Annotated in this window: 1 protein-coding gene; it reads right to left on the bottom strand. The window is 64.3% G+C overall.

The window, feature by feature from the left end; all coding sequences use genetic code 11:
* A partial coding sequence (gene qcrB, locus DTL70_RS29470) for a cytochrome bc1 complex cytochrome b subunit (protein WP_147266837.1) occupies positions 1-1,580 on the bottom strand: 1,580 nt, incomplete at both ends.

A 1,580-nucleotide genomic window follows, 5' to 3' on the forward strand; every position in this document is an offset into this window, starting at 1 on the left:
CCGTGGCTGCTCTCGATCTCGCGGTACTCCTCCTGCGTGGGCTTGGGAATCTGCCCGGAATCGCCGTAGTAGCCCTTCGACAGGCGCGACCGCAGCTTCTGACCACGGCCGACCTTGCGCCGCACACCGTTCTCGTCGGTGGCCGCACCCACCTCGACCGGCTGGTACTGGTCGTGCGCCGTCAGCGTGTGCAGCTGCTCCTGGGACAGCGGCTCGTGGACCTCCACGAACTCACCGTGCGGCAACCGCTTGATCGTGCCGGTCTCCCGACCGTGCAGCACCTTCTCCCGGTCCTTGCGCTGCAGACCCAGACACACCCGCCGCGTGATCACGAACACCACGAGGGGCGCGACGAAGAACGCCACCCGCACGAACCACGTGATCACATTGATCGACAGGTTGAAGTGCGTCGCCCACAGGTCGTTGCCACCACCGACCAGCAGCACGAAGTACCACGCGATCCACGCCGCACCGAAGCCCGTACGCGTCGGCGCGTTCCGCGGCCGGTCCGCGATGTGGTGCTCCCGCTTGTCCTTGGTCACCCACGACTCGATGAACGGATACACCGCGATCGCCACCAGCACCAGCGGCAGCAGCAGGAGGGGAATGACCACACCGAGCACGAGCGTGTGACCCCACAGGTTGATCTCCCAACCGGGCATCACGCGGATGAGCCCTTCGGCCAGTCCCATGTACCAGTCGGGTTGCGCGTTGGTGGACACCTGGTCGGGCCGGTAGGGGCCCAGCGCCCAGATCGGGTTGATCGTGAACATCGCCGAGATGGCCGCGATCACACCGAAGACCAGGAAGAAGAAGCCACCCGCCTTGGCCATGTACACCGGCAGCAGCGGCATACCCACCACGTTGGTGTTCTTCCGCCCGGCACCCGCGAACTGCGTGTGCTTGTGGTAAAAGACCAAAATCAGGTGCGCCACCAGCAGACCGAGCATGATGCCCGGCAACAGCAGAATGTGGATCGAGTAGAACCGCCCGACGAAGTCGTCACCCGGGAACTCCCCACCGAACAAGAACATCGACAGGTACGTGCCCACGATCGGCACCGACAGGATCGCGCCCTCCATGAAGCGCACACCCGTACCCGACAGCAGGTCGTCCGGCAGCGAGTAACCCGTGAACCCGGTGAACATGCCCAGCACGAACAGCAGGAACCCGAAGACCCAGTTGACCTCACGCGGCTTGCGGAACGCCCCCGTGAAGAAGACGCGCATCATGTGCACGAACATCGCCGCGAGGAAGATCAGCGCCGCCCAGTGGTGGATCTGCCGCACCAGCAGACCACCGCGTACGTCGAAGCTGATGTCCAGCGTCGAGGCGTACGCCTCCGACATCTGGATACCGTGCATCGGCGTGTAGGCACCGTGGTACTCCACCTCGTTCATCGACGGGTGGAAGAACAGCGTCAGATACACACCCGTCAGGATGATGATGATGAAGCTGTAGAGCGCGACCTCACCCAGCATGAACGACCAGTGGTCCGGGAAGATCTTGCGCATGTTGGCCTTGGCGAGGCTGTAGATCCCCAGCCGCCCATCGGCCCAGTCGGCGACCCGCTCCCCCGC

It is taken from the genome of Streptomyces diacarni (assembly GCF_003323715.1).
In the GTDB taxonomy this organism is placed as follows: Bacteria; Actinomycetota; Actinomycetes; order Streptomycetales; family Streptomycetaceae; genus Streptomyces; species Streptomyces diacarni.